Raw genomic sequence first — 20,729 nt, 5'->3', positions numbered from 1 at the left:
TTACTTACCTCGCTTGAGCCGAATGACGGCCTGACTGTGCATGGAGGAAAAGATGGGGATGGCAAAACGGCTTTTCAAGCCTGTGCCGAGCACGGATCGCGGGGGAGGGATCGGGTGGGCGCGGGATGGCGCCAAAAGAAACAGGGCCGGGTGTTGCCACCCGGCCCTGTGCATGGACGCGGCGATCACCCCTTCTTGGGGATGCAGCCGCTGATGCCCGAGCCCTGCAGCTTGCGGTTGGCCGCATCGGCCGCCGCCTTGCCGTTGAAGGGGCCCACCATCACCTTGTAGACGGCGCCACCGGCCCCGTTGACCACCTGCAGGCTGGAAGATAGCCCGGCGGTGAAGGCGATACGCGCCTTGAGGGATTCCGCGGAATCCTGGGAGCGCAGGGCGGCACACTGCATCATGTAGCGACCGCCGTCGGCGGCTGCGGTCTGTGCAGTCTGGGTCGCCGCCTTGGCCCTGGCGGCCTCGGCACGCTCCCGCTCCAGTTCGGCGCGGATCTCCCGCTCCATCCGCTCACGCTCGGCCTTCTGGTCGATCACCTGCTCCCGGGCGCTGGCGACCGGGGCGCCGGTGGCCGGCTTGGCCGGTTGCACCGGTTGCGGCTGATAGGGCTTCACCTGACCGATGGGGGTTCCCGGCTGGGGGATGTCGGTCGCGACCGGCTTGGGCAGTGCCTCCGGTTGCAGGGTCATGGTCTCGGCGGGCGGGGGCGGCAGCACGCCCGGCTGGGGCGGCGGCTCTATGATGTCCACCTGCTTGTTCTCCAGCCGCTCGATGTAGCTCCACTTCTCCTGGGGCAGGGTATTGCCCTGTGCCTTGGGTTTGTTGGCCTTCACCTGCTCTTCGATGGTGGGGGCATCGGCGCCCTTGCCGTTGATGAGGTAGAGGAAGGCGCCGAAACCGACGACCAGGGCCCCGGCCAGCAGTGCCGGGATAACAGGAAAGCGGCGAGGGGCCGCTTTCTTGATGTTACGGCCACCCGCCCGTCGTCTCGGGCTGTTGCCGACGTAATCCCGGGTCGCCATCTATTACATGCGCTCCAGGGTGTGGATGCCCAGCACGCCCAGGCCCAGCTTGAGCACCTTGGCGGTGGCGGCGCACAGCAGCAGACGGCTCTGGCGGGTCGCCTCGTCCACGCCGTCCTTGTTGATCGGGCAGGCTTCGTAGAAGGTCATGAAGTTGCCGGAGAGCTCATACAGATAGGTACAGAGCAGGTGCGGCATCCCCTTGTCCGCCACGCCGTTGACCGCGTCGGAGAACTGGATCAGCTTCTGGGCCAGGGTCTCTTCGGCATCTTCGCTCAGGACCACCTTGCCGCTCAGGGTATCGGCATCGACGCCGGCCTTGCGGAAGATGGACTGGATGCGGGTGTAGGCGTATTGCAGGTAGGGGGCGGTGTTGCCTTCAAACGACAGCATCAGATCCCAGTCGAAGATGTAGTCGGTGGTGCGGTTCTTGGAGAGATCCGCATACTTGACCGCGCCCATGGCGATGGCGTGCACCACCTGGGCCTTCTCTTCGGCAGAGAGGTCGCTGTTGCGGCTCTCCAGCAGGGCGCTGGCGCGCTCTTCCGCTTCGTTCAGCAGGTCAACCAGCTTGACGGTGCCGCCGGAGCGGGTCTTGTAGGGACGGCCGTCCTTGCCCAGCATCATGCCGAAGGCGTGGTGCTCGAGGGGAACGGACTCCGGCACATAGCCCGCCTTGCGGGTGATGGTCCAGGCCTGCATCAGGTGCTGGTGCTGACGGGAGTCGATGAAGTACATGACCCGGTCGGCGCCCAGGTTCTCGTAACGGTATTTGGCGCAGGCGATGTCGGTGGTGGTGTAGAGGAAACCGCCGTCGCTCTTCTGGATGATGACGCCCATGGGCTCGCCATCCTTGTTCTTGAACTCGTCCAGGAAGACCACGGTGGCCCCTTCGCTCTCGACCGCCAGCCCCTTGGCTTTCAGGTCGGCAACGATCTGCGGCAGCATGTCGTTGTACATGGACTCGCCCATGATGTCCTTGTTGGACAGGGAGATGTTCAGGCGATCGTAGTTGCGCTGGTTCTGCTCCATGGTCATGTCGACCAGCTTCTTCCACATGGTGCGGCAGTACTCATCGCCACCCTGCAGTTTCACCACGTAGTTGCGGGCGCGCTCGGCGAAGGCTTCGTCTTCGTCATAGTGACGCTTGGCCTGGGTGTAGAAGGCTTCCAGGTCCTTGAGCTCCATGTCGGAGGCGTGCTCGTTGGCCATCTTCTCCAGATAGGCGATCAGCATGCCGAACTGGGTGCCCCAGTCGCCGATGTGGTTGGCACGCACCACCTTGTGGCCCAGGAATTCGAGGGCGCGGGCGGCCACGTCACCGAGCACGGTGGAGCGGATGTGGTGCACCGCCATCTCCTTGGCCACGTTGGGGGCGGAGTAGTCCACCACCACGGTCTGCGGCGCCGGCAGCTTCACGTTGGCGTTGTCGGAGGTCACCATGGCTTCCACCTGACCGGCCAGCCAGCGCGGGTCGAAGAAGAAGTTGATGAAGCCGGGGCCGGCGATCTCGACCTTGGCGATCAGATCGGAGGCGGGCAGGTGCTCGATGATGGCAGCGGCCAGCTCGCGGGGATTCTTGCGGGCCGGTTTGGCCAGCAGCATGGCCAGGTTGGTGGCCAGGTCGCCGTGAGCCTTCTCCTTGCATCGGTCTACTTGCACCCGGGCTTCCAGGTCGGCGGGCAGGACGCCTGCGGACTTGAGATTGGCTACCGTTTGTTCAAGTAGATGATGAATATGCTCTTTCATAACTGACCACCGAGGTTGCGCGTCGAAAAGTGACTGACTGGATAAGGGCGTGAATTTTACCCGCATCGGGCCGAGAAAACTATAGGAACGGCCCGCACCCGTGGGCGTGGCGGATATTTCACTGCGTTTTCCACCACATTGCAGGATATTGATTTGGGTAAGTGGTGGTTATCCATTTCTACTGCATAACGAAACGGCTTGTCCAGGCTATTTTCCCCTGATTATGACAGGGTTATTTATACCGATTCGATCTGAATGATCCCGCTTCCCGTGGCGGTCGTATCCTTTGAGGACGCCGTTGGAGGATGATTCCCATGACACTGGTACTGTTTCCACTCTCCGCTCACCTGCTGCCGGGCGGCATCATGCCGCTGCGCATCTTCGAGCCCAGATACCAGCGCATGATCGCCGAGTCCCGGGAGCGGGAGTTCGCGCTCTGCATGCTGGACCCCCGCCAGCCCGACGCGCTGCGCAACATGTACCCCATCGCCACCCGGGTGCGCATCATCGATTTCGATCTGCTGCCCGATGGTTTGCTCGGCATCACGGTGCTCGGGGTGGAGCGGGTGCGCATCACGGATCTCTGGCAGGAAGAGGACGGTCTGCGGGTCGGCGAGGTGGAGCCCCTTCCCCCCTGGCAGAGCGGCAGGCTCCAGGCGGATCAGCACTCCCTGGCCAAGGCGTTGCAGGACGTGTTCAACGACTATCCGGAGTACGCGGCCCTCTATCCGGAGCCGGACTGGGAGGATGCGAGCTGGGTCGCCCAGCGCTGGCTGGAGGTGCTGCCCATCCCGGTGGAGCAAAAACAGTGGCTGGTGGCGGCCAAGGACAACCAGCCCACCCTCTCCCTGCTGAGCGGTCTGCTGGTCGCGAGCCATTGAATTCCCCTTCCCGGTGATCCTTTTTCCTCGCTCACCGTATTGGGGGTGAACACCACACGCGAGGGATGGCGCAATGGCATATACTGGCCAACCACAATCGGCTCCACGCAGGACATCGCCCCCCATGGACAACCCAGACGGCGACCTCACATCTTTGCTGGTCCGGGTGGCCGAGCGTGCCGACAAGGCTGCCTTCGCCACCCTGTTCCACCACTTCGCGCCGCGCATCCGCAGCTACGGGCTGCGCCACCTCGGCAGCGAGGCCAACGCCATGGAACTGGTGCAGGAGACCATGCTGCTGGTCTGGCAGAAGGCACGGCTCTATCACCCCGACAAGGGCGCCGCCACCACCTGGATCTACACAGTGATGCGCAACCAGAGCTTTGACATGCTGCGCCGCCGCCGCGCCAGCAAGGAGGAGCTCTGCGCCGAGGAGATCTGGCCGCTGCTGGAATTCCGGGCCGAAGAGGAGCACCTGAGCGGCGGTGAAGACGCGGTGCTGACCCGCCAGATGGCCCACTATGTCGCCACGCTGCCGGAGCCGCAGCAGCAGGTGGTGCGCGGCATCTACCTGCAGGAGCTCTCCCAGCAGGAGCTGGCCGACCGGCTCGGCGTGCCCCTTGGCACCATCAAGTCCCGGCTGCGGCTGGCACTACAGAAACTGAAGGAACAAGTGGAGCAAGGCCATGATTAAGACCCATCCGACTGAACCCATGCTGCGCGCCTTCGCTGCCGACGAGCTGCCTCTGCCGCTGGCCGTCGGTGTCTCCGCCCATTGCGAGTTCTGCCCCGAGTGCGCCGCCCGGGTGAAGGAATTTGAAGAGGCGCTGGCGTGCCAGCATCTCGCCCCTGACGCGCCGGACGAGGCGCTGCCCGCCGGATTCGATGCCATGCTGGCGGGCATACTGCAACAGCCGGTGGCGACGGAGGCGGCGCTCGCCCTTGCCGAGAGCCCGAGGCCAGAGCTCAGGGTGGCGGGTCACAGTTACCGGCTGCCGCGGGCATTGGCAAGGCATCATGCCCCCAGGTGGCGTCATCTCGGGGCCATCCGTCAGGTCAGCCTGCCCCTGGACGAGATGGGTGCGCGGGCCAACCTGCTGCACATCGAGGCGGGGGGGCGGATCCCGGAGCACACCCACAAGGGATATGAGCTGACCCTGCTGCTGGCGGGCACCATCGAGGATGGCGACACCCGCTATCAGGCGGGGGATTTCATCTGGCGTGACGCCAGCCACGCCCACAGCCCCCACACCCCGGACGGCTGCCTCTGCTACACGGTGCAAGATGCCCCCGTGCAGTTCACCAAGGGGCTGTCACGGCTGCTCAACGGCATCAGCCAGCACCTCTATTGAGTTGGGATCACGGCTGCTCGGCGATAGCGGGCTGCCGCGCGACTGAGGCGGTATCACGGCATGAAAAAAGGTTCTTCGCGGGATCCTGGGAAAGTGGAAGTTGACAGACAGGGTGCTGGTAAACTGGTTGTCGCCAAACACACCACCACCATCACCCTGCTGTCGCCGTGCATCATATTGATATTACCTCCTTCTGGCCAGGTTATACCGTCATCGCCCAAGCGCTTTCTGCCAACCATCACACCCTGTTTACCCTTGAGCCTCGCGCCGACTTCTTGCCCCGTTGTCGCCGATGCCTGCAACCCACGCCATTGATCCACGACCAACGTATCCGCCGGGTGCGTGAGCGAGACCTATTTGACCGACAAGTCTGGTTACAACTGCCTGTTCGCCGCGTCGACTGTCTGCGCTGTGGTCGCGTCAGTGAACATATCGACTGGCTCCCCTCTGGCTCCCGCCTCACCCGGCGCATGCAGTGCTGGATTGAAGCGCTCGTTCAGTACCTCCCCATCCGCCATGTCAGCCAGCTCACCGGGGTCGGTTGGCACACCATCAAGGAGATCGACAAGCGCCGTTTGCAGACTAGTGTGGGCACCATCGAACTTGGGGAGGTGCGGCGGCTGGTGATGGATGAGTTTGCCCTGCACAAGGGACACCGCTATGCCACCGTGATCATGGATGCCGAGCGAACCCGCGTCCTGTGGGTGGGGCACGGCAACAGTCGGGCCGCTATCCGTCCCTTCTTCGAGCAGCTCGGCGAGCGATGCCAGCAGATTGAGGCGGTGGCGATGGACATGAACACGGCGTTCGACCTGGAGGTGAAGCAACACTGCCCGCAGGCGGAGGTGGTCTACGACCTGTTCCACGTGGTGGCTCGCTATGGCCGAGAGGTGGTGGACCGGGTGCGAGTGGAGCAGGCGAATGCACTGAAAAGCGATAAACCGGCGCGAAAAGTGGTCAAAAGTGCGCGTTGGTTGCTGCTACGTAATCGGGCGAAGCTGAGTGAAAAACAGGATGTGAAGTTGCAGGAGCTGTTGGCGGCGAATCAACCGCTGGCGATGGTGTACGTGCTGAAAGAGGCGTTGAAGGGCATCTGGTATGCGCCGAGCGTGTGGGAAGGATGGCGACGATGGCGGAGCTGGATGCGGCAGGTGAAGGAAAGCGGGCTAGCGCCGCTGCAACGATTTGGTCGAAATTTATCGAAATATATGCGGGGGATCCTGGCGAGTGCAAACTACCCGATGCACACGAGTGTGCTGGAAGGGGTGAACAACAAGATCAAAGTGATAAAGCGCATGGCATATGGATTTAGGGACTCAGAATACTTTTTTCTGAAAATCAAGGCGGCCTTCCCCGGAAAGCCGCGATGAACCTGAAAAAAGGGACCCTCGGGTCCCTTTTGTGTTGCTTGGCGGCGAAGCCCATCAGGCCACGAAGACCAGGTAGACGACGAAGGCCAGCAGGAAGCGGTAGATGGCGAACGGGATGAAGTCGAGACGACGGATCAGCGCCAGGAAGGTCTTGATGGCGACCATGGCCACCACGAAGGCGGTGACGAAGCCCACCGCAAACATGGGGAAGTCCGCCATGGAGAGGAAATCGCGGCTCTTGTAGAGATCCAGGCCGCTGGCCGCGATCATCATGGGTACCGCCATGATGAAGGAGAATTCTGCTGCCGCGTGGCGGCTGATGCCCATCAGCATGCCGCCGCTGATGGTGGCGCCGGAGCGGGAGAAACCGGGCCAGAGTGCCAGGCACTGGAACAGGCCGATGCCGAAGGCCTGCTTGTAGCTGATGTCGTCCAGGGTCTCCGCGGTCACGGCGGGGCGGAACTTTTCGGCGATGATGAGCAGGATGCCGCCGGCCACCAGGGCATACATCACGGTTTCCGGCCCGAACAGATTGGCCTTGATCCAGCTGTGGATAGCCAGCCCGACGAGCACGGCGGGCAGCATGCCGAGGATGACGTGCACCAGGGAGAGGGTCGCGTGGCCCGGGGTCGGTTTCTGACCGAAGTGAATGCCGATGAGTCCGAACAGGCGGCGCCAGAACATGACGACCACTGCCAGGATGGAGCCGAGCTGGATCACCACCTCGAAGGTGGCGGCCTTGGGTCCTTCAAACCCGAGGAGGTGGCCGACGATGATCATGTGGCCGGTGGAGGAGACGGGGAGGAACTCGGTCAGGCCTTCCACTATACCCAGCACAAAGGCGACGAACAGGGCGTAGGATTCGGTCATGGTGCAGATCTCTTGGTTATGGGGTCTGGATAAAATCAACCCCGAACGGGTCGGGGCGGCCAATGATGGCGGAAAATCACGCGGGCAACCAGTGAATATTGGGGATTTCAGCGCCCTGTTCCGGCCGGAAAAGGGCGCTGGCGGACCATGCAGGGCGCGGCTTGCCACATGCTGTCAGAAGCCATGACGGCCCCGTCACGTTCTGACAGGTCAGTCACGCCAGTTGACCTCTGTTTTATGATCTCTTTGTGCTGTCGGGCCAGTATGGACAGGATTTTCTGTTGAAGATCATCGTCCAGGGGGGGCTGCCCCAGGGCCTCGACGGCGCTCGTTATCTGTTGGGGATGGCTGGCGCCGATCAGGGCGCAGCTCACCACGGGGTCGCGCAGCACCCATTGCAGTGCGAGTTGCGACAGGGACTGACCCCGTTGCAGGGCCAGTGCATGCAGGGCGCGGACGGTGGCGAGCTTCTCTTCGGTGATCTGGTCCGCCGTGAGGAAGGGGCTGGCACTGGCGGCGCGGGAATCCGCGGGAATGCCCGCCAGGTAGCGATCGCTCAGCAGCCCCCCCGCCAGGGGCGAGAAGGCGACCACCCCCATGCCGTGCTCCCGGCAGGCCGGCAGGGTGTCGGGCTCAATATCGCGTTGGAACAGGGAGTATTTGAGCTGGTTGACCAGGCAGGGGGTGCCGAGCTCCGCCAGCCGGGCGGCAGCCTTGGCCGCGAGCGGGGCCGGGTAGTTGGAGAGGCCGATGTAGAGCGCCTTGCCCTGGCGCACCATCAGGGCCAGGGCCTGGCAGGTCTCCTCGAGCGGGGTGCGGGGATCCGGCCTGTGGTGATAGAAGATGTCCACGTAGTCGAGGCCCAGACGGCGCAGGCTCTGGTGCAGGCTGGCGAAGAGGTACTTGGCGCTGCCGCCATCGCCGTAGGGGCCGTCCCACATCACGTATCCCGCCTTGCTGGCGATGATGAGCTCGTCCCGATAGGGAGCCAGGCTCCTCTTGAGCAGCGTGCCGAAGGTCAGTTCGGCAGATCCCGGCGGCGGCCCGTAGTTGTTGGCGAGATCGAAGTGGGTGATCCCCAGATCGAACGCCTGATGCACCATGGCCTTCGCGGTGGCGGGATCGCTCCCGGCGCCGAAGTTGTGCCAAAGGCCCAGACCGATGCCGGGCAGGCGCAGGCCGTGGCGGCCCGCCGGTCGGTAGGGCTGGCGCTGGTAGCGGTCGGGGGCGGCGAGGTAGTTGTCATCCATCACGGTGCGGTTCCTTGGCTGGTGTGCAATGAGGAGCGGCGGGCCCTGCGGCCGGCCTCACCCCGGCTGACTCGGCGGTGCCATCGGGGCCGCCATGACGTGGCGGCGCGCCCGGGCTCCTTCGTCTGCCCGAGCGGGGCTGTCAGGGGGCAGGAATAAAGCGATAACGGGTCTGGTGGCGATAACGCTGCCCCGGCAGCAACCAGGGATCGCCGAGGGCGGGCCGGTTCGGGCTGTCGGGCAATTGCTGGGCCTCCAGGCAGAAGCCGTCGTAATCCCGGTAGGGTCGGCCCTGACGATCCGGTGTGCCGGTCAGCCAGTTGCCGCTGTAGAACTGCAGTGAGGGCTGGTTGGTGTAGACCGCCATCGCCAGCTTGCCATCCCCCGAGATCACCCGGGCGGCCCATGGCTGGCTGGACCCACCAAACGGCTCATCAGTAGGCACAAAAACGCTGTTGTTGAGCAGAAATGCGTGATCGTACCCCTTGGCCAACTGCTGCTGGGGGTGGTCCAGCCACGCCTGGCCGATGGGGCGGGGGGCGCGCAGATCGAAGGGGCCTTCCACCGGGGCGATGGCCAGCGGCAGGCTCTGGTCATCCGTGGGCAGGTAGCGGTCGGCGTCTAGGCTGATGGTGTGGTGGCGGATGTCGCCACCGCCATCCAGGTTGAAGTAGGCGTGGCTGGTGAGGTTGACCGGGCTGGGGGCGTCCGTGCTGGCGCAGAAGTCGACCACCAGATCGCACTGCTCCAGCCGATACTCCAGGCTCACCCTCAGATTGCCGGGAAAGCCCTGATCCCCCGCCCGGGAGAGGAGCGCCAGCTTGACCCTGTCCGCCTCCTGCTCCTTGATCTGCCAGGTGCGGCGATGGAACCCGTCGCGCCCGCCGTGCAGGCAGTTGGCCCCCTGGTTGGCGTCCAGCGTCCAGCACTGGCCTTCCCGCTCAAGGCGGGCGCCGCCGATGCGGTTGGCAAAGCGCCCCGCCACGGCCCCCAGCCATACCTGCTGGGTGAGGTAGGCCTCGTCGGCGCAACCCAGCAGCACCTCCCGCCGCTCTCCCGCCACCGGCAGGGTGAGGGAGGTGAGGGTGGCCCCGTATGCGAGACCGCGCAGCCGCAGTCCCTCCTCGTTTTCCAGCTCGAATCTCATCATGGTTTGCGGTTCCCCGTCGTGATCCCGTCGCCCCCTGCCGGCGTCGCGAGTGCCGGGCAGGGGGCGTCACCCGTTGTCAGGCGTGCGTTACAGTCTGCCGGCCCCTGCGCTGGCACGGCAGACGTAGCAGTCCGCCTTGAGGCCGAAACGGGCCGGGTATTCCGCCTCCACCACGGCGATCACCTCGGCCACCTTCTCGGGGCGCAGCAGGGCGACCACGCAGCCGCCAAAACCGCCGCCGGTCATGCGCACACCGCCTTCGCTGCCGATCCGGGCCTTGATGATCTCCACCAGGCCGTCGATGGGAGGCACGGTGATCTCGAAGTCATCGCGCATGGCGGCGTGGGACTGGCCCATCAGCTCGCCGAGGCGCACCAGATCGCCCTGTGCCAGCGCATCGGCCGCCGCCAGAGTGCGGGCGTTCTCGCCGACAACGTGGCGGGCACGGCGATAGCAGGCCTCGTCCAGACCGGCCTTGCCCGCTTCCAGGGTCGCCAGATCCAGGTTGCGCAGGGCCTTGACCCCGTAGTGACGGGCGGCGGTTTCGCACTGCTGGCGACGGGTGTTGTATTCGCTGTCCACCAGGCCGCGGCGCACGTTGGAGTTGACGATGAGCACCGCCAGATCGGTCGGCATGGGGATGAGCCGGGTCTCCAGGGAACGGCAATCGAGCAGCAGGGCGTGATCCTGCTTGCCGCTCGCGGAGATCATCTGATCCATGATGCCGCAGTTGCAGCCGACGAACTGGTTCTCCGCCTGCTGGCCGTTGAGGGCAATTTCCGCCTGGCTGATGGCCAGCCCCTGGGCCTCCTTGAAGGCCTGGCCGATGGCTACCTCCAGGGAAGCGGAGGAGGAGAGACCCGTCCCCTGGGGCACGTTGCCGGAGACCACCAGATTGAGGCCGCGCAGGGCGTGGCCTCGTGCCTGCAGGTGTTTCACCACGCCGCGGATGTAGTCGCTCCAGCGCTGGCTGGGGTGGTGCTCGATGGGGTGATCGAGACTGAACCGGTCGCGCTGGTTGTCGTAGTCGGCGGCGATCACTTCGACCAGGTTGTCGCCGCGCAGGCCGATGGCGACGCAGGTCTCGTAGTCGATGGCGCAGGGCAGCACGAAGCCGTCGTTGTAGTCGGTGTGCTCGCCGATGAGGTTGACGCGGCCTGGAGCCCGTACCAGCAGGTCGGGTTGTTGCTCAAACTGCTCGGCAAACACGGCGCTGACGCGCTGGCTCGGGGTCATAGGGCCTCCTCGTTGGCCTGGTTCTGGTCGTTGTAGTGGATGGGACTGAGGGCGAGCAGCCGTTCCGCCGCCTGTTCCGGGGTGAGATCGCGCTGGGTTTCGGCCAGCATCTCGAAGCCCACCATGAATTTGCGCACCGTGGCGGAGCGCAGCAGGGGCGGATAGAAGTGGGCGTGCAGTTGCCACGCCTCGGGGCAGTCGGAACGGGGCGGGGCGAAGTGCCAGCCCATGGAGTAGGGGAAGCTGCACTGGAACAGGTTGTCGTAGCGGCTGGTGAGCTCCTTGAGCGCGATGGCCAGATCCTGTTGCTGTTCCCGGGTGAGATCCAGCATGGAGGGAACATGGGCTTTGGGCAGCAGCAGGGTCTCGAACGGCCAGGCCGCCCAGAAGGGCACCACCGCCAGCCAGTGGGCCGTCTCCACCACGATGCGGGAGCGATCCGCCAGCTCCCGTTCCACATAGTCCAGCAGCAGGGGGCGGCCGTGTTCGGCCTGCCAGGCGCGCTGGTGCGCCTCTTCCCGGGCAATCTCGTTGGGCAGGAAGTCGCTGCCCCAGAGCTGGCCGTGAGGGTGCGGATTGGAGCAGCCCATGACGGCGCCCTTGTTTTCAAAGACTTGGACCCATTCCCACTGGTCAGAGAGCTCGGCCACCTGGTCCATCCAGGTCGTGATCACCCCTTCGATGGCGGGCAGGGGCAGCTCGGGCAGGGTCTTGCCGTGATCCGGCGAGAAGCAGATGACCCGGCTGGTGCCCCGGGCGGCTTCCAGCTTCAGCAGGGGATCCGGCACCGCGTCAGCGGCCGGGGTGTCCTGCATCAGGGCGGCGAAGTCGTTGGTAAAGACGAAGGTGCCCTGATAGTCGGGGTTGATATCGCCGGTCACCCGGGTGTTGCCCGCACAGAGGAAGCAGTCGGGATCATGGGCCTGGCTCGGCGCCAGGCTCACCTTCTCGACCTGGCCTTGCCAGGGGCGCTTGGCCCTGTGAGGGGAGACCAGCACGTACTGGCCGGTGAGCGGGTTGAAGCGGCGGTGGGGGTGATCAACGGGGTTGAACATCATCACTCCAGTGTGTGAGTTGAATACATCCGAAGGCACAGGCCAGGGCCTACGCCTCGTAACCATTGGGGTTGGCGGACTGCCAGCGCCAGCTGTCGGCGCACATGGCGGCGAGATCCCGGCTGGCGTGCCAGTCCAGTTCCCGAGCGGCCTTGGCGGGATCGGCCCAGCACTCGGCGATGTCGCCGGGGCGCCGTGGCTCGATCCGGTAGGGAAGGGGCCGACCGCAGGCAGCCTCGAACGCCGCGACCATCTGCAACACGCTCTGGCCCTGGCCCGTGCCCAGGTTGTAGGCGTGGACACCGCCCCGTCCGGCGCAGTGTTCCAGAGCCTTGACGTGCCCTTCGGCGAGATCCATCACATGGATGTAGTCGCGCACCCCGGTGCCGTCGATGGTTGGGTAATCGTTACCAAAGACCGAGAGGCAGTCGCGCCGGCCGATGGCGACCTGGGTCAAAAACGGCATCAGATTGTTGGGGATGCCCTGGGGATCCTCCCCCAGAGTGCCGGACTCGTGGGCGCCGACGGGGTTGAAATAGCGCAGCAGGGTCATGCTCCAGTGGGGCTCGGCCCGCTGCAGATCCTCGAGGATCTCCTCGATGATCAGCTTGGATCGGCCATAGGGGTTGGTGGCGCTGCGGGGAAAATCTTCCCGGATCGGGGTGCTGGCGGGATCGCCGTAGACGGTGGCCGACGAGCTGAACACCAGATTGCGTACCTCGGCCCGTTTCATCGCCTGCAGCAATACCAGGGTGCCGCTCAGGTTGTTCTCGTAGTAGTCCAGCGGGATGCGGGTCGACTCGCCGACCGCCTTGAGGGCGGCGAAGTGGATCACGGCGTCGATGTGCTGCTCGCTGAAGATGCGATCCAGCAGGGCCGGGTCACGGATGTCCCCTTCGTAGAAGCGGGGTTCGCGCCCGCTGATGGCGGCGACACGGGTCAGGACGCCCGCCTTGCTGTTGCAGAGGTTGTCCACCACCACGGGCTCCATGCCTGCGGCCTGCAAGGCCAGACAGGTGTGGCTGCCGATGTAGCCGCAACCGCCGGTGACCAGTACTTTCATCCGTTGTTCCACCCTCAACTCCTCGTATCAGGAAAGCCTGAGCAGGAGTCTAGCCGAGGGGCTGACGGGCAAACTGTGAGCTGCTTAACAAATATGTGTAAACGATTACACTTGTTTTCATCGACCAATGTGGCAAGTTCTGATTTTTCCCCCTGTTATCAGTGACATTGAACGGTATAATGCGGCCAGTTGCAGCGTGAAATAAGTGAAAACAGCATGAGCACCATCAAGGATGTCGCCCGTTTGGCCAATGTGTCTGTGGCAACGGTTTCACGGGTGATGAACAACTCACCCAAGGCCAGTGCCGCCTCCCGCGAGGTGGTGCTGAAGGCCATGGCCGAGCTGGGCTATACCCCCAACGCCAACGCGCGGGCCCTGGTCAGCCAGACCTGTGACACCATGGGAGTGGTGGTGGGGGACGTGGCGGATCCTTTCTTCGGCGCCCTGGTCAAAGGGGTCGCGGCGGTGGCGGTGGAGCAGGGCTTGCACCTGTTGATGGGTAATGGTTTTCACCGCGCCCAGCAGGAGCGGGAGGCCATCGAGCTGCTCATCGGCAAACGCTGCGAGGCACTGGTGGTGCACAGCAAGGCGCTCGGCGACGAGGAGCTGGTCGACTACGCCCTGCGCGCCCCCGGCATGGTGCTGATCAACCGCGACATTCCGAGTCTGAGGGGGCGCTGCATCGCCCTCAACAACCGCCAGGGTGCGGCGACCGCCACCCGTCATCTGCTGGATCTCGGCCACCGCCATATCGCCTTCCTGAGCTCGGATCACGCCATCGAGGATGCGCTGTTGCGCCACCAGGGCTATCAGGATGCCCTGGCGGAGGCGGAGGTCTTCGCCGATCCCGAGCTGGTGGAGAGCGGCATGCCCAATGAAGAGGGGGGCGAGCGCGCCATGCTCAACCTGCTGGCCAAGGGGTTGCCCATCACGGCGGTGGTGGCCTACAACGACGCCATGGCGGCAGGGGCCATCTCCGTGCTGGCGGACAACGGCCTCAAGGTGCCGGAAGAGGTGTCTGTGGTGGGCTTCGATGACATCATCTACGCCAGATACCTGAGACCCAAGCTCTCCACCATGCGCTATCCCATCGAGCTGATGGCGGCCCAGGCGGCCAAGCTGGCGCTGCAACTCGCCGCAGGGGAGAGCGAATCGGTGCAGAGCCGCATCTATACCCCCACCCTGATCAACCGTCATTCGGTCGCTCCCGTCAGGTCCTGATCGCAGCGCTTGCGCCCCCGTCGGCGCAAGCGCTGCGCCTGGCGAACCCGGACTGCAGCATATAAAGCGCCCCCATAGCTCAGACGATAGATAGCTCAGACCATGGATAGCTGAAAGCATGGCTAGCGCAGACCATAAAGGACTGTCTGAGGAGTGAGAACCGTCCCCTCACGCTCCCTGCCTGCCGAACTCGCCAGTTCTTCCCGCTCGTCTGTCACGAGCCCCTCTCCCCCGGCCTGCCGAGCCTCACTTCCGGCCAGATCCTGCCAGACGCTCGCCATGGCTTTTCTCTGCGCCGGGCAGGGGCTCTCGTGGTCCCTGCACACTCCTTCGAGAGACCGGGCTGTGTGCCCGGAACCGGGTTGAGGCGAGGGGGCACGATGTCGGGTCTTTGCCATGGCTTGCTCCGCTGGTTCGGCCATTGCCTCCCGGTTTCACACTCCCGGGCATCTTTTGCCCTTCCGAAGGTCCGCTTTTCCCCCCTTGGGGTCATTTACCCGGATTTATCCGATTTTTACTCCGTTTTACTTAACAAAACGAGTGTAATCGTTTACATCTGTGTGAGCGGGATCGCCGATCACCGGGCAAAACTCTCCTACACTGCAGTGGTTTTCAGCGTGAATGCAGGGAGAAGTGAAGCATGCTCAGGGAGATAGTGGCCCGTCAGGATTGGCAGACCCAGGGGATCACCGCCGTGAACCGGTTGCCAGCCCATACCCCCTTGTCCAGTTGGCGCAGTGAAGGGGAAGCCAGGATAGGGGGGTTGTCACCTTCCCGCCTGCTGCTGGACGGCGAGTGGCAGTTCTCCTGGTTCGAGGCCCCGGAGCGGGTGCCGGAGCAGTGGCTGGTGGAGGATCTGCCGGATGCCTGTCCCATCAAGGTGCCGGGCAACTGGCAACTGGCTGCGGCCTACCCAGGGGCGCGGCCCGTCACGGATGTGCCCATCTACACCAACATCAAGTACCCCTTTCCCTGCGACCCGCCCCGGGTGCCTGCCGAGAATCCCACCGGTTGCTACTCCCGCGAGTTCACCGTTGCTGCGGACTGGCTGGCCGAGGGGCAGACCCGGATCATCTTCGACGGAGTGGACAGCGCGTTTCACCTCTTCTGCAACGGCCGCTGGGTCGGCTACTCCCAGGACAGCCGGCTGCCGGCGGAATTCGATCTGACCCCCTTCCTTCAGGCCGGGGCCAACCGCCTCGCCGTCCTGGTGCTGCGCTGGTCTGACGGCTCCTATCTGGAAGATCAGGACATGTGGCGCATGAGCGGCATCTTCCGCTCCGTCAGCCTGCTGCACAAACCGGCCCGTCATCTGATGGATATCCGGGTGACGCCCGAGCTCGACGCCTGCTACCGGGATGCCCGCCTCAAGGTTGAATTGCAGGCGGCCAACGGAGCCGGTCTGTCGGTGGAGGCCAACCTCTATGATGGCGACGAGCGGGTGGCGACCCTGCGCCAGCGGATCGGCACCCAGGCCATCGACGAGAAAGGGGTGTATGACGATCGCGCCGAGCTGTGGCTGACGGTAACGGCGCCACACAAGTGGAGCGCCGAGACCCCGCATCTCTATCGCCTGACCCTGACCCTGCTGGACGAGCAGGGAAGCGTCCTCGAGAGCGAGGCCCATGACGTGGGCTTCCGGGCGGTGGAGATCCGTGGCGGCCTGCTGCGGGTCAACGGTCAGCCCCTGCTGATTCGTGGTGCCAATCGCCATGAACACCATCCCGCCACGGGTCACGTGGTGACCCCGGCCGACATGGAGCAGGATCTGCTGCTGATGAAGCGGCACAACTTCAACGCGGTGCGCTGCTCCCACTATCCCAATCACCCCGAGCTCTATCGCCTGTGCGACCGGCTCGGCCTCTATGTGGTGGACGAGGCGAACCTGGAGACCCACGGCATGACCCCCATGGGGCGGCTGGCGCGGGATCCCGCCTGGAGCAACGCCTTCCTGGAGCGTGTTACCCGCATGGTGGCCCGGGACTTCAACCACCCCTGCATCATCATCTGGTCCCTGGGGAACGAATCAGGTTATGGCCCGGCCCACGACGCCATGTATCGCTGGGTGAAGGGGGCGGATCCCAGCCGTCCGGTGCAGTACGAAGGGGGCGGGGCCGACACCCCGGCCACCGACATCATCTGCCCCATGTATGCCCGTACCCATCAGGATCAACCCTTCCCGGCGGTGCCCAAGTGGGCGCTGGCCAAGTGGATCGGCCTGCCGGAAGAGACCCGGCCGCTGATCCTGTGCGAATACGCCCACGCCATGGGCAACAGCCTGGGGGGCTATGCCCATTACTGGCAGGCATTTCGCGATCATCCGCGGCTGCAGGGTGGGTTTGTCTGGGACTGGGTCGATCAGGGGCTGGACAAGCAGACCGACGATGGCCGCCATTTCTGGGCCTATGGTGGCGATTTCGGCGACACTCCCAACGATCGCCAGTTCTGCTGCAACGGCCTGCTGTTCCCCGATCGCACCCCCCATCCCTCCCTGTTTGAAGCCCGGCGTGCCCAGCAGCCCTTTGTTCTGACCCTGCAGGGTCGCCAGCCGCTGACGGTGGAGATCCGCAGCGAATACCTGTTCCGCGAGACGGACAACGAACGCCTGCAGTGGCGTCTGTGTGAAGACGGCGTGGTGGTGAGCCAGGGTGAATGCCCGCTCGAGCTGGCCCCCCGGGGGAGCGTGACGCTGACCCTGCTGGAGCAACTGCCGGCCTTTGCGCCGGGGGCGCTCGCCTGGCTGGATCTCGCCATCGTGCAGCCCACCGCCACGGCCTGGGCCGGAGCGGGTCACGAGGTGGCTCGCCAGCAATGCCTGTTGCCCGCGCCCCTGGCGCTGCCGTCGGCCTGCCCGGCGGTCAGCCTGACCGAGCAGCGCGATCACTGGGTGCTTGGCGCCGCAGATTCCCTGTGGCAGCTCGACAAGGCCAGTGGTCGCATCGTCAGCTGGCAGAAGCAGGGCCGCGAGCGGCTGCGCGACGCCATCGCCGATCATTTCTATCGGGCGCCGCTCGACAACGATATCGGCACCAGCGAGGCGGATCACGCCGATCCCAACGCCTGGATTGCCCGCTGGCAGGAGGCCGGACTCAATGATCTGCAGCACCGCTGTCTCGGCCTGGAGGCGAGTCCGGAGCTGGGTCTCATCACGGCGCACCACGGCTACTTCGTGGGTGACGAGCCGAAGATCCTGACCCGCTGGCATCACAGGATGGACGGGGAGGGCGCCATGCACCTCGCCATCGAGGTGGAGGTGGCCGCCGACATGCCCTCCCTGCCGCGCATCGGTGCCCGGCTCTGGCTGGCCGATGAACCGGCCGAAGGTGCCCCGGTGAGCTGGCTGGGGCTTGGCCCCCACGAGAATTACCCGGATCGCCGGCTCGCCGCCGATCTCGGTCGCTGGCAATTGCCCATCGAGGCGTTGCACACCCCTTATGTCTTCCCCACCGACAACGGACTGCGCTGCGATACCCGCGCACTGCAACTGGGGGATCTGGCGGTGGAGGGGCGCTTCCACTTCAGCGTCAGCCGCTACAGTCAGCAGCAACTGGCCGAAGCCCGTCACCAGACTGATCTGGTGGCTCTGGGGGGCACGCACCTGTGCCTCGATGGCTTCCACATGGGGGTAGGAGGCGACGACTCCTGGAGCCAGAGCGTGCGGCCCGAGTTCTGGCTGTTGCCGGGGCGTTATCACTGGCACTGCCGTCTGAGCTAGCCGGACCCGCCGTCGCGAGATGGCGAGACCCAAAGGCAGTTTCTCACGTAACTATTTAATTTTTAACAATATTACGGCTATGTAACAGAGTGTAAACGTTTTCATTTTGTTGCCAGGATCACAGACCGCCTCACAACAAACTGATTACATTAGGCTGGCGCCAGTTCAAACGGTGTACAGCATTCCCTACAAAAAACAGATAGAGATCGGAGCATAACAATGAAAAAACTCACGACAGTTGCCACCTTGCTGATGGGACTGATGGCGGGAGCCCAAGCCCAGGCCGATACCCGTATCGGGGTCACCGTCTACAAGTACGACGACAACTTCATGGCCGTGGTGCGCAAGGCCATCGAGAAAGAAGCGGCGGCCACCCCGGGTGTGGAACTGCTGATGAACGACTCCCAGAACGACCAGTCCAAGCAGAACGACCAGATCGACGTGCTGCTGGCCAAGGGCGTGAAGGCCCTGGCCATCAACCTGGTTGACCCGGCGGCGGCCCCTGTCGTGATTGAGAAAGCCCGTGCGGACGAGATCCCCGTGGTCTTCTACAACAAGGAACCGAGCGCGGCCGACCTGGCCAGCTATGACAAGGCCTACTACGTGGGAACCGACTCTAAAGAGTCCGGAATCATCCAGGGCCAGCTGATCGCCAAGCACTGGAAAGCGCACCCCGAGTGGGATCTGAACAAGGATGGCGTCATCCAGTTCGTGCTGCTCAAGGGTGAGCCTGGTCACCCGGATGCGGAAGCCCGCACCACCTACGTCGTCAAGACCTTGAACGATGGCGGCATCAAGACCGAGCAGCTGCACATGGATACCGGTATGTGGGATACCGCCATGGCCAAGGACAAGATGGACGCCTGGATCTCCGGTCCGAACGCCAACAAGATCGAAGTGGTCATCGCCAACAACGACGGCATGGCGATGGGCGCCGTGGAATCCCTGAAGGCCCAGGGCAAGACCGCCATCCCGGTGTTCGGTGTTGACGCCCTGCCGGAAGCCCTGGCCATGGTCAAGAGCGGTGCCATGGCTGGTACCGTGCTGAACGATGCGGCCAACCAGGCCAAGGCCACCTTCGAGCTGACCAAGAACCTGGCCGAAGGCAAGCCGGCCGGTGAAGGCACCAACTGGAAGATCGACAACAAGGTCGTCCGCGTTGCCTACGTGGGCGTAGACAAAGACAACCTGTCCCAATTCGAGTAATTCCTCCCCTCAGGGCAAGGGAGATCCCCTTGTCCTCTTTTCAACCAGATGTGATGGCTGATATGACAACACGGCAACAATCAGAATGGCTGTTGGAGATGATTGACGTCAGTAAGAGCTTTCCTGGCGTCAAGGCACTCGATAATGTCAATTTACGGGTCCGTCCTCATTCTGTGCATGCGTTGATGGGCGAGAATGGCGCAGGGAAGTCCACGCTGCTCAAGTGCCTGTTCGGCATCTACGAGAAGGATCAGGGCAAGATCTTCTTCAAGGGACAGGAGATCAACTTCACCTCGTCCAAAGAGGCGCTGGAGAATGGCGTTTCCATGGTGCACCAGGAGCTGAACCTGGTACTGCAACGCACCGTGATGGACAACATGTGGCTCGGCCGCTATCCCACCAAGGGACTGTTTGTCGACCACGGCAAGATGTATCAGGACACCAAGCATATCTTCGAGGAGCTGGACATCGACATCGACCCCAGGGTCAAGGTCGGCACCCTGTCGGTTTCCCAGATGCAGATGATCGAGATTGCCAAGGCATTCTCCTATGACGCCAAGATCGTCATCATGGACGAACCCACCTCCTCCCTGACCGAGAAAGAGGTCAACCACCTCTTCAAGATCATCAACAAGCTCAAGGAGAAGGGGTGCGGCATCGTCTACATCTCCCACAAGATGGAAGAGATCTTCCAGCTCTGTGACGAGATCACCATATTGCGGGATGGCCAGTGGGTGGCGACCCAGCCCCTCAAGGGCATGACCATGGATCAGATCATCGGCATGATGGTCGGCCGCGAGCTCACCCAGCGCTTCCCGGAAAAAACCAACCAGCCCAAAGAGGTGATCCTCGAGGTCGAGCACCTGACGGCCAAGAACCAGCCTTCCATCAAGGACGTGACCTTCAACCTGCACAAGGGGGAGATCCTCGGCATCGCCGGTCTGGTGGGGGCCAAGCGCACCGACATCGTGGAGACCCTGTTCGGCATCCGCGATCGCAGCGAAGGGACCATCAAGCTGCACGGCAAAGAGGTGGCGAACCACAACGCCCACGAGGCGATCCAGAACGGCTTCGCTCTGGTGACCGAGGAGCGCCGCTCCACCGGGATCTATTCACGCCTCGACATCGCCTTCAACTCCCTGATCGCCAACATGGACAACTACAAGGGATCCATGGGGCTGCTCAGCGACAACAAGATGAAGAGCGATACCCAGTGGGTCATCGACTCCATGCGGGTCAAGACACCGACCCAGCAGACCCAGATCGGCTCCCTCTCCGGTGGCAACCAGCAGAAGGTGATCATCGGTCGCTGGCTGCTGACCCAGCCCGAGATCCTGATGCTGGATGAACCGACCCGGGGTATCGACGTCGGCGCCAAGTTCGAGATCTACCAGCTCATCCTGGAGCTGGCGAAGAAGGACAAGGGCATCGTCATCATCTCCTCCGAAATGCCGGAACTGCTCGGCATCACGGACCGAATCATGGTCATGAGCAATGGCCGGGTCGCGGGGATCGTCAACACCAAAGAAACTGACCAGAGCGAGATCCTGCGCCTGGCATCTCTGTACCTATAAAGA

The 20,729-nt window shown here is 63.7% G+C and carries 15 protein-coding genes and 1 pseudogene; 8 read left to right on the top strand and 8 right to left on the bottom strand.

What is annotated here, in order from left to right:
- Nucleotides 1–185: 185 nt before the first annotated feature.
- Together I6L36_RS11745 and argS are read right to left on the bottom strand one after the other, a co-directional pair.
- Complete coding sequence (locus I6L36_RS11745; RefSeq protein ID WP_052815344.1) at nucleotides 186–1,034, bottom strand: SPOR domain-containing protein; 849 nt, start codon at nucleotides 1,032–1,034, stop codon at nucleotides 186–188.
- 3 nt (nucleotides 1,035–1,037) lie between these two features.
- Nucleotides 1,038–2,783: an arginine--tRNA ligase gene (gene argS / locus I6L36_RS11740; RefSeq protein ID WP_053288018.1), complete on the bottom strand. Its 1,746-nt coding sequence runs from the start codon at nucleotides 2,781–2,783 to the stop codon at nucleotides 1,038–1,040.
- 314 nt (nucleotides 2,784–3,097) lie between these two features.
- On the opposite strand from argS, the gene I6L36_RS11735 reads away from it, so the two are divergent.
- The 4 genes from I6L36_RS11735 to I6L36_RS11720 all read left to right on the top strand — a co-directional run bounded on the left by I6L36_RS11735 (nucleotide 3,098) and on the right by I6L36_RS11720 (nucleotide 6,386).
- A complete protein-coding gene (locus tag I6L36_RS11735) occupies nucleotides 3,098–3,664 on the top strand; it encodes an LON peptidase substrate-binding domain-containing protein (RefSeq protein ID WP_010676027.1) in 567 nt (188 codons plus the stop codon).
- 124 nt (nucleotides 3,665–3,788) lie between these two features.
- Complete coding sequence (locus I6L36_RS11730) at nucleotides 3,789–4,358, top strand: sigma-70 family RNA polymerase sigma factor (RefSeq protein ID WP_010676026.1); 570 nt, start codon at nucleotides 3,789–3,791, stop codon at nucleotides 4,356–4,358.
- Nucleotides 4,351–5,016: a ChrR family anti-sigma-E factor gene (locus I6L36_RS11725; RefSeq protein WP_053288019.1), complete on the top strand. Its 666-nt coding sequence runs from the start codon at nucleotides 4,351–4,353 to the stop codon at nucleotides 5,014–5,016. Before I6L36_RS11730 ends, I6L36_RS11725 begins: the two co-directional genes overlap by 8 nt.
- Before the next feature lie 167 nt (nucleotides 5,017–5,183).
- Nucleotides 5,184–6,386, top strand: a complete 1,203-nt coding sequence (locus tag I6L36_RS11720; RefSeq protein ID WP_080988673.1) for an ISL3-like element ISAeme19 family transposase — start codon at nucleotides 5,184–5,186, stop codon at nucleotides 6,384–6,386.
- Between the two features lie 54 nt (nucleotides 6,387–6,440).
- Here I6L36_RS11720 and bacA read toward each other — a convergent pair whose 3' ends face one another.
- The 6 genes and pseudogenes from bacA to galE all read right to left on the bottom strand — a co-directional run bounded on the left by bacA (nucleotide 6,441) and on the right by galE (nucleotide 13,010).
- Entirely contained in the window at nucleotides 6,441–7,256 is an 816-nt protein-coding gene (gene bacA, locus I6L36_RS11715; protein WP_053288020.1) for an undecaprenyl-diphosphate phosphatase, read from the bottom strand.
- A gap of 257 nt (nucleotides 7,257–7,513) precedes the next feature.
- Nucleotides 7,514–8,506, bottom strand: a pseudogene (locus I6L36_RS11710) (aldo/keto reductase); the annotation flags it as partial.
- Nucleotides 8,507–8,648: 142 nt separating this feature from the next.
- Entirely contained in the window at nucleotides 8,649–9,656 is a 1,008-nt protein-coding gene (locus I6L36_RS11705; RefSeq protein ID WP_053288021.1) for a galactose-1-epimerase, read from the bottom strand.
- A gap of 87 nt (nucleotides 9,657–9,743) precedes the next feature.
- Entirely contained in the window at nucleotides 9,744–10,892 is a 1,149-nt protein-coding gene (gene galK / locus I6L36_RS11700; RefSeq protein WP_053288022.1) for a galactokinase, read from the bottom strand.
- Nucleotides 10,889–11,947: a UDP-glucose--hexose-1-phosphate uridylyltransferase gene (locus tag I6L36_RS11695; RefSeq protein WP_053288023.1), complete on the bottom strand. Its 1,059-nt coding sequence runs from the start codon at nucleotides 11,945–11,947 to the stop codon at nucleotides 10,889–10,891. The genes galK and I6L36_RS11695 overlap by 4 nt, the downstream gene beginning before the upstream one ends.
- A 49-nt stretch (nucleotides 11,948–11,996) precedes the next feature.
- Nucleotides 11,997–13,010 (bottom strand): UDP-glucose 4-epimerase GalE, encoded by a 1,014-nt coding sequence (gene galE / locus I6L36_RS11690; protein ID WP_053288024.1) that lies wholly within the window; start codon nucleotides 13,008–13,010, stop codon nucleotides 11,997–11,999.
- A 216-nt stretch (nucleotides 13,011–13,226) separates the two neighbouring features.
- On the opposite strand from galE, the gene I6L36_RS11685 reads away from it, so the two are divergent.
- The 4 genes from I6L36_RS11685 to mglA all read left to right on the top strand — a co-directional run bounded on the left by I6L36_RS11685 (nucleotide 13,227) and on the right by mglA (nucleotide 20,726).
- Nucleotides 13,227–14,231: a substrate-binding domain-containing protein gene (locus tag I6L36_RS11685; RefSeq protein WP_010676018.1), complete on the top strand. Its 1,005-nt coding sequence runs from the start codon at nucleotides 13,227–13,229 to the stop codon at nucleotides 14,229–14,231.
- Nucleotides 14,232–14,871: 640 nt separating this feature from the next.
- Complete coding sequence (locus I6L36_RS11680; protein WP_053288025.1) at nucleotides 14,872–17,946, top strand: beta-galactosidase; 3,075 nt, start codon at nucleotides 14,872–14,874, stop codon at nucleotides 17,944–17,946.
- A gap of 219 nt (nucleotides 17,947–18,165) precedes the next feature.
- Nucleotides 18,166–19,152: a galactose/glucose ABC transporter substrate-binding protein MglB gene (mglB, locus tag I6L36_RS11675; protein WP_010676016.1), complete on the top strand. Its 987-nt coding sequence runs from the start codon at nucleotides 18,166–18,168 to the stop codon at nucleotides 19,150–19,152.
- 53 nt (nucleotides 19,153–19,205) lie between these two features.
- Nucleotides 19,206–20,726 carry a galactose/methyl galactoside ABC transporter ATP-binding protein MglA gene (gene mglA / locus I6L36_RS11670; RefSeq protein WP_010676015.1) on the top strand — a complete coding sequence of 507 codons (1,521 nt, stop codon included), beginning with the start codon at nucleotides 19,206–19,208 and terminating at the stop codon, nucleotides 20,724–20,726.
- The last annotated feature ends 3 nt before the right edge of the window (nucleotides 20,727–20,729 follow it).

Source organism: Aeromonas sp. FDAARGOS 1406, assembly GCF_019048565.1.
Lineage (GTDB): Bacteria > Pseudomonadota > Gammaproteobacteria > Enterobacterales > Aeromonadaceae > Aeromonas > Aeromonas caviae.
Note: the sequence above shows the minus strand (reverse complement) of the source record. Positions and strands in the feature narration are given on the sequence as shown.

Bases quoted from the DNA above. Each gene is read 5' to 3' on its own strand.
- I6L36_RS11745 (WP_052815344.1), bottom strand. From the start codon at position 1,034: ATGGCGACCCGGGATTACGTCGGCAACAGCCCGAGACGACGGGCGGGT.
- argS (WP_053288018.1), bottom strand. From the start codon at position 2,783: ATGAAAGAGCATATTCATCATCTACTTGAACAAACGGTAGCCAATCTC.
- I6L36_RS11735 (WP_010676027.1), top strand. From the start codon at position 3,098: ATGACACTGGTACTGTTTCCACTCTCCGCTCACCTGCTGCCGGGCGGC.
- I6L36_RS11730 (WP_010676026.1), top strand. From the start codon at position 3,789: ATGGACAACCCAGACGGCGACCTCACATCTTTGCTGGTCCGGGTGGCC.
- I6L36_RS11725 (WP_053288019.1), top strand. From the start codon at position 4,351: ATGATTAAGACCCATCCGACTGAACCCATGCTGCGCGCCTTCGCTGCC.
- bacA (WP_053288020.1), bottom strand. From the start codon at position 7,256: ATGACCGAATCCTACGCCCTGTTCGTCGCCTTTGTGCTGGGTATAGTG.
- I6L36_RS11705 (WP_053288021.1), bottom strand. From the start codon at position 9,656: ATGATGAGATTCGAGCTGGAAAACGAGGAGGGACTGCGGCTGCGCGGT.
- galK (WP_053288022.1), bottom strand. From the start codon at position 10,892: ATGACCCCGAGCCAGCGCGTCAGCGCCGTGTTTGCCGAGCAGTTTGAG.
- I6L36_RS11695 (WP_053288023.1), bottom strand. From the start codon at position 11,947: ATGTTCAACCCCGTTGATCACCCCCACCGCCGCTTCAACCCGCTCACC.
- galE (WP_053288024.1), bottom strand. From the start codon at position 13,010: ATGAAAGTACTGGTCACCGGCGGTTGCGGCTACATCGGCAGCCACACC.
- I6L36_RS11685 (WP_010676018.1), top strand. From the start codon at position 13,227: ATGAGCACCATCAAGGATGTCGCCCGTTTGGCCAATGTGTCTGTGGCA.
- I6L36_RS11680 (WP_053288025.1), top strand. From the start codon at position 14,872: ATGCTCAGGGAGATAGTGGCCCGTCAGGATTGGCAGACCCAGGGGATC.
- mglB (WP_010676016.1), top strand. From the start codon at position 18,166: ATGAAAAAACTCACGACAGTTGCCACCTTGCTGATGGGACTGATGGCG.
- mglA (WP_010676015.1), top strand. From the start codon at position 19,206: ATGGCTGATATGACAACACGGCAACAATCAGAATGGCTGTTGGAGATG.